Source organism: Streptomyces jeddahensis, assembly GCF_001642995.1.
GTDB classification, from domain to species: Bacteria; Actinomycetota; Actinomycetes; order Streptomycetales; family Streptomycetaceae; genus Streptomyces; species Streptomyces jeddahensis.
On sequence record NZ_LOHS01000059.1, the window covers coordinates 1 to 5751 of the forward strand.

The window sequence follows — 5751 nt, forward strand, 5'->3', positions numbered from 1 at the left end:
TCCAGGTTCCCGCTTTCGCGTTTCCCTTTCCGGCGGTTCCGACTCTATCAGATCCCTTCGGGCCTGATTCCCAGTCAGAGGAGGGTGTCCTCCCGGCCGTTGGGCCGTTCCGACGAGTGAGACTTTAGCGGAATCCTGGTTCCCGAGCTAATCGGGATGCCGCGCCCTCTCGAACGCAGATTCCTCATTTCGCAAACACACATGGAAACGAGCCGACGACGAAAGCGTCGTTCGTTTGAATGGTTCCTGCGGAATGGCTGTCCGGGGCCGACCGGAGTCGGTGCTCACGTCGGACAACTCGGAGAACACTACGTATGTCGGCTGGGCATGTCAACTTGGCGCCCCAGGGCTTACCTGGAGGGCGTACGCTTGTGGGCATGTCCAAGCATGCGTTCACCCAGCAGTGGTGGGCCGCCTGACGGCGGCCGTACTTACGCATGCACTCAACGGCCGCCGCTACGGCGGCCGTTCGTGTGTCTCCCTCCTGAGGAAACTGAGCCGGCCGGCGGTAGTGGCGGTCGGCGACCAGGAGGTGGAGAGATGACACGGATCTTCAGTGGGGTCAAGCCGACGGGGCATCTGACGCTGGGGAACTATCTGGGGGCCGTCCGGCAGTGGGCGGAAGTCGATCAGCACCGTGCCGATGCGCTGTTCTGCGTCGTGGATCTGCACGCTCTGACGGTGGAGCACGATCCAGGGCGGGTACGCAGGCTCAGTCGGCACGCGGTGACGCTGCTGCTGGCGGCCGGGCTTGATCCCGGGCGGTGCACCGTGTTCGTACAGAGTCATGTGGACGAGCACGCGCGTCTGTCGTATCTGCTCGAGTGCGTCGCGACCGACGGCGAGATGCGGCGGATGATCCAGTACAAGGAGAAGGTCGCACGCGAGCGGGCGCGTGGCAGCAGTGTGCGGCTGTCGCTGCTGACGTATCCCGCACTGATGGCGGCGGACATCCTGGCGTACGGGGCCGATGAGGTGCCGGTGGGGGACGACCAGCGGCAGCACGTCGAGCTCACGCGGGATCTGGCGGTGCGGTTCAACCAGCGGTACGGGCACACGTTCGTGATGCCTCGCGCGACGTATCCCGTGGTGGCGGCGCGGGTCATGGATCTGCAGGAGCCGACGTCGAAGATGGGCAAGTCGCATGACTCCGTGGCCGGGATCGTCTATCTGCTCGACGAGCCGGACGTGGTGCGGAAGAAGATCATGCGGGCGGTGACCGACAGCGGGCAGGAGGTCGCGTACGACCCGGAGTCCAAGCCCGGTGTCTCGAATCTGCTGGAGATTCTTGCGGCTTGTGTGGGCGGGGAGCCCGGGAAGCTGAGCGGTGCGTACACGTCGTACGGGGCCTTGAAGAAGGACACCGCCGATGCCGTGGTGGAGCTGCTCAGGCCGCTGCAGTACAGGCACAGGGAACTGATTGCGGATCCGGCCTGTCTGGAGGGGGTGCTGAGGGACGGGGCGGAGAAGGCCAGGGGGATGGCCAGGCCCACGGTGGATGCGGCCTATCGGGCGATCGGGCTGCTGCCGCCCCCCTGACCGGGGGCCGGCGGGCTTCTCCATCGCGAAGCCACCGCCGTGCAGCGGCACGGCGGTGGCCCGCGCCACGTGGAGCGTCAGCTGTTGCCGGAGGCCAGTTCGCGGCTGCGGTCGCGGGCCGCTTCGAGGGCGGCGATGAGGGCCGCGCGTACGCCGTGATTCTCCAGCTCGCGGATGGCGCTGATGGTGGTGCCGGCCGGAGAGGTCACGTTCTCGCGGAGCTTGACCGGGTGCTCGCCGCTGTCGCGGAGCATCGTCGCGGCGCCGATCGCGGACTGGACGATCAGGTCGTGGGCCTTGTCGCGAGGCAGGCCGAGCAGGATGCCGGCGTCGGTCATGGCTTCGACCAGGTAGAAGAAGTACGCCGGACCGGAGCCGGAGAGGGCGGTGCAGGCGTCCTGCTGGGACTCGGGGACGCGGAGCGTCTTGCCGACGGCGCCGAAGATCTCCTCGGCGTGGGCGAGGTGCTCGGCGGTCGCGTGGGTGCCCGCGGAGATGACCGACATGGCCTCGTCGACGAGGGCGGGGGTGTTCGTCATGACGCGGACGACCGGGGTGCCTGCGGGCAGCCGGTCCTCGAAGTATGTGGTGGGGATGCCCGCCGCGCCGCTGATGATCAGGCGGCCGGCGGGGACGTGCGGAGCGAGTTCGTCGAGGAGGGTGCCCATGTCCTGCGGCTTGACCGTGAGGATGAGGGTGTCGGCGATCTTGGCGGCCTCGGCGTTCGAGACGGGCGTGACGCCGTAGCGGGTCTGGAGCTCGTCTGCGCGCTCGCGGCGGCGGGCGGTGACCAGGAGGTCGGCCGGGGCCCAGCCGGCTCGGATCATTCCGCTGAGCAGGGCTTCGCCGATCTTGCCGGTGCCGAGGACTGCGACTTTCTGGGTCATGGCTGGGGTGCCCTCCGGGGGTTTTGCGTCGTCCGGGTTCATCCTCGCACCGGGGTCATCTGCCTGCGTGGGGTGTCCGGTGGGCGGACGTCCGGTGTCGGGTTGCCGTTGACGGTTTTCGCCCCCGCCACCCCTACCCTTCCCGTACCTGGGGGCTGCGCCCCCAGACCCCCGCTTTCGGCCTTGACGGCCTCGTCCTCAAGCGCCGGACGGGCTGGATGGGGCTTGGGCTGGGTACGCGATCAGGCTGTTCGGCGGCGTAGCGTTGCCGCGCCCAAGGCCAGGACCAGGAGCGCGCAGCCCGCCACTACCAGCGCATCCCGGACGAAGTTCGCCGTCATGTCCGTGTGCCTGAGGACTTCGTTCATGCCGTCGACGGCGTACGACATGGGGAGGACGTTGGAGATCGCTTCGAGGACCGGGTGCATGTCGGAACGCTCGGTGAAGAGGCCGCAGAGGAGGAGCTGCGGGAAGATCACCGCCGGCATGAACTGCACCGCCTGGAACTCCGAGGCCGCGAAGGCCGAGACGAAGAGCCCGAGGGCCGTGCCGAGCAGGGCGTCGAGCAGGGCGACGAGGAGCAGCAGCCAGGGCGAGCCGGTCACGTCGAGGCCGAGTACCCACAGGGCGAGGCCGGTGGCGAGGGCGGACTGGACGACGGCCAGGGCGCCGAAGGCGAGCGCGTAACCCGCGATCAGGTCCGCCTTGCCGAGCGGCATGGCGAGGAGGCGTTCGAGGGTGCCGGAGGTGCGTTCGCGGAGGGTGGCGATGGAGGTCACCAGGAACATCGTGATCAACGGGAAGATGCCGAGCAGCGAGGCGCCGATCGAATCGAAGGTCCGCGGGCTGCCGTCGAACACGTAACGGAGCAGGAAGAGCATCAGGCACGGGACGAGGATCATCAGCGCGATGGACCGCGGATCGTGGCGGAGCTGGCGCAGGACGCGGGCGGCCGTGGCGAGGGTGCGGGACGCGTTGATCGCGGATGCGCGGGAGGCGGGGGGCGCGGTGGGCCTGAGGTGTGTGCTTGTCGTGGTCATCGGGCCGTCTCCTTGGGGGCGTTGGCCGCGGCGGCTGCGACCGCCTCGTCGACCAGGTGGAGGAAGGCTGCTTCGACGGTCTCCGAGTGCGTGCGCTCGCGCAGGGCGTCGGGGGTGTCGTCCGCGAGGATTCCGCCCTCGCGCATGAGGAGCAGGCGGTGGCAGCGTTCGGCCTCGTCCATGACATGCGAGGAGACGAGGATCGTGGCGCCGCGCTCGGCTGCGATGGAGTGGAAGAGGTTCCACAGGTCGCGGCGGAGTACGGGGTCGAGGCCGACGGTGGGCTCGTCCAGTACGAGGAGTTCGGGAGCGCCGAGCAGGGCCACGGCGAGGGAGACGCGGCTGCGCTGGCCGCCGGAGAGGTTGCCCGCCAGGGCGTCGCTGTGCGAGGTGAGGTCGACGTCGGCGATGGCGCTCGTGACGTTCTCGTGGCGGCGCTCGGCGGCCGCTCGGCCCGGGTCCAGGACGGCCGCGAAGTAGTCGAGGTTCTGGCGGATCGTCAGGTCGTCGTAGACGGAGGGGGCCTGGGTGACGTATCCGACGCGCGAGCGGAGAGAAGGGTCGCCTGCGGGGCGGCCGAGAACCTCCAGGGTGCCGGTGACCTTGGCCTGCGTACCGACGATCGCGCGCATGAGGGTCGATTTGCCGCAGCCCGAGGGGCCGAGCAGGCCGGTGATCTGGCCGCGCGGGACGGTGAAGTCGAGGCCGTGGAGCACGGTGCGCGGGCCTCGTTCGACGGTGAGGGCCCCGGCACGGACGGCGGGTGGGGGCTCGGTGAGCGTTCCGGCTCCCTCCCGGGCGGGCTGTCCGGGCGTAAAATTCATCATGTGATGAATAATGGGGGTGGGGTGGGGTGGCGTCAAGCGCTGCGTAGGACGACCGTGACATCCACCGCGTACGCCTCCTCGACGATCCCGTCGGGGAACTGCCGCAGCAGGTGGACGCGCTCGTCGGCGAGTACGGGTGCGGACCGCTCGGGGCCCAGGGTGGCGAAGTACGAGCGGCTGCCGAGGTGGGCGAGATGGACGTCGAGGGGGACGTGGCGGGTCCAGTGCAGACGGCGGTGGACGGGGCCCAGACCGGGCACCAGCCGGTCGATGATCTGCGGCGCCTCGCCGGTGACGCCGTGCGCGTGGTAGCCGGGCAGGCGGGCCCCCAGTCGCCGCTCCTGCTCGGCGGCCCACGGCACGTCCGGGTCGGGGACGTTCCACCACAGGGCGAGGGCTCCGCCCGGACGCAGCACCCTGAGGGCTTCGGGGAGGGAACGCCGGGGGTCCGTCCAGTGCCACGCCTGGGCGTAGGTGATCAGGTCGGCGCAGGCGTTCCGGAGGGGGAGGGCGTCGCCGAGGCCGCGGACGAGGGGTACGTCCGGGAGGCGTGCCTTCAGCTGGGCGCCCATGCCCGGGCCGGGTTCGACCGCGATGACGTGGGCGCCCCGGTCGGCCAGCAGCGCGGTGGCGATGCCCGTGCCCGCTCCCACGTCGACGACGTGCGCGCCGCGGAGGGGCCGGCCCGCCAGCTCCTCGAGCGTGTCGAACAGTGCGGGGGGATATCCGGGGCGGGCGGTGGCGTACTGGGCCGCGACGGCGTCGAAGGAGCGGGCGAAGCGGGGATCGGCGATGCAGGGATCGGGTCGCATACGCCCAAGCAAGCGGATCCACCGGTGAACCGCCAGACCGCAGGCGGCAGCTGGCCGGTCGGCGGGCGACAGCAGTCCGGTCGGCAGGCGACAACCGTCCGGGCAGCAGGCGACAACTGTCCGGTCAGCGGGCGACAGCTGTCCCGTCGGCCCCGGCGGCGGCCTCAGCCCTTCCGGCCCTTCCCGCCCCGCTTCGACGGGTTGCCCGCGCGGCGGGCCGCACGGCGTTCGTACTGCTCGCGTGCCGTTTCGTACTCCGCGCGGTGCAGCTTCTCGCCCGGGGCCTCGGTCAGGGAGCGGAAGAAGTAGGCGAGGAGGGAGCCGACGAAGCCGATGGCGAGGAGGCCGCGGAGGGAGGCCTGGCGGTCGGGGTCGGGACGTTTGCCGAAGCCATCCCAGGTGTGCCGGAAGGCGAGAGCGCTGCAGACGGCGAACATCACGACGACCAGGGCGGTTGCCAGCCCTCCGATGGCGGCGATCTCGAGTCCCTCGTACGCGAAGCGCAGCACCAGGCAGGCCACGACTGCAGCCGCGAGCGAGCCGACGGCCACGCCGACGCGGCGGACCGCGTAGCCGCCGTCGTGGTTCACCCAGGTCGTACCGAAGAAACGGATGGGTTCGGGGCGGGGGCCCGCGGGGGTCGCGC

General features: G+C 70.4%; 6 protein-coding genes. 1 reads left to right on the forward strand and 5 read right to left on the reverse strand.

What is annotated here, in order from left to right:
* Positions 1 to 540: 540 nt before the first annotated feature.
* Positions 541 to 1539 carry a tryptophan--tRNA ligase gene (trpS, locus tag STSP_RS09810; protein ID WP_067274852.1) on the forward strand — a complete coding sequence of 333 codons (999 nt, stop codon included), beginning with the start codon at positions 541 to 543 and terminating at the stop codon, positions 1537 to 1539.
* Between the two features lie 77 nt (positions 1540 to 1616).
* On the opposite strand, the gene proC is transcribed toward trpS, so the two are convergent.
* The 5 genes from proC to STSP_RS09835 form a co-directional block, all read right to left on the reverse strand.
* Positions 1617 to 2426: a pyrroline-5-carboxylate reductase gene (proC, locus tag STSP_RS09815; RefSeq protein ID WP_067274854.1), complete on the reverse strand. Its 810-nt coding sequence runs from the start codon at positions 2424 to 2426 to the stop codon at positions 1617 to 1619.
* Positions 2427 to 2668: 242 nt separating this feature from the next.
* Positions 2669 to 3466, reverse strand: coding sequence for an ABC transporter permease (locus STSP_RS09820; protein WP_067274856.1), 798 nt, complete (start codon positions 3464 to 3466; stop codon positions 2669 to 2671).
* A complete protein-coding gene (locus STSP_RS09825) occupies positions 3463 to 4293 on the reverse strand; it encodes an ABC transporter ATP-binding protein (protein WP_067274859.1) in 831 nt (276 codons plus the stop codon). The genes STSP_RS09820 and STSP_RS09825 overlap by 4 nt, the downstream gene beginning before the upstream one ends.
* Before the next feature lie 32 nt (positions 4294 to 4325).
* Positions 4326 to 5105: a class I SAM-dependent methyltransferase gene (locus STSP_RS09830; protein ID WP_067274862.1), complete on the reverse strand. Its 780-nt coding sequence runs from the start codon at positions 5103 to 5105 to the stop codon at positions 4326 to 4328.
* A gap of 164 nt (positions 5106 to 5269) precedes the next feature.
* A partial coding sequence (locus tag STSP_RS09835) for a hypothetical protein (RefSeq protein ID WP_067274863.1) occupies positions 5270 to 5751 on the reverse strand: 482 nt, incomplete at its 5' end.

Bases quoted from the DNA above. Each gene is read 5' to 3' on its own strand.
- trpS (WP_067274852.1), top strand. From the start codon at position 541: ATGACACGGATCTTCAGTGGGGTCAAGCCGACGGGGCATCTGACGCTG.
- proC (WP_067274854.1), bottom strand. From the start codon at position 2,426: ATGACCCAGAAAGTCGCAGTCCTCGGCACCGGCAAGATCGGCGAAGCC.
- STSP_RS09820 (WP_067274856.1), bottom strand. From the start codon at position 3,466: ATGACCACGACAAGCACACACCTCAGGCCCACCGCGCCCCCCGCCTCC.
- STSP_RS09825 (WP_067274859.1), bottom strand. From the start codon at position 4,293: ATGATGAATTTTACGCCCGGACAGCCCGCCCGGGAGGGAGCCGGAACG.
- STSP_RS09830 (WP_067274862.1), bottom strand. From the start codon at position 5,105: ATGCGACCCGATCCCTGCATCGCCGATCCCCGCTTCGCCCGCTCCTTC.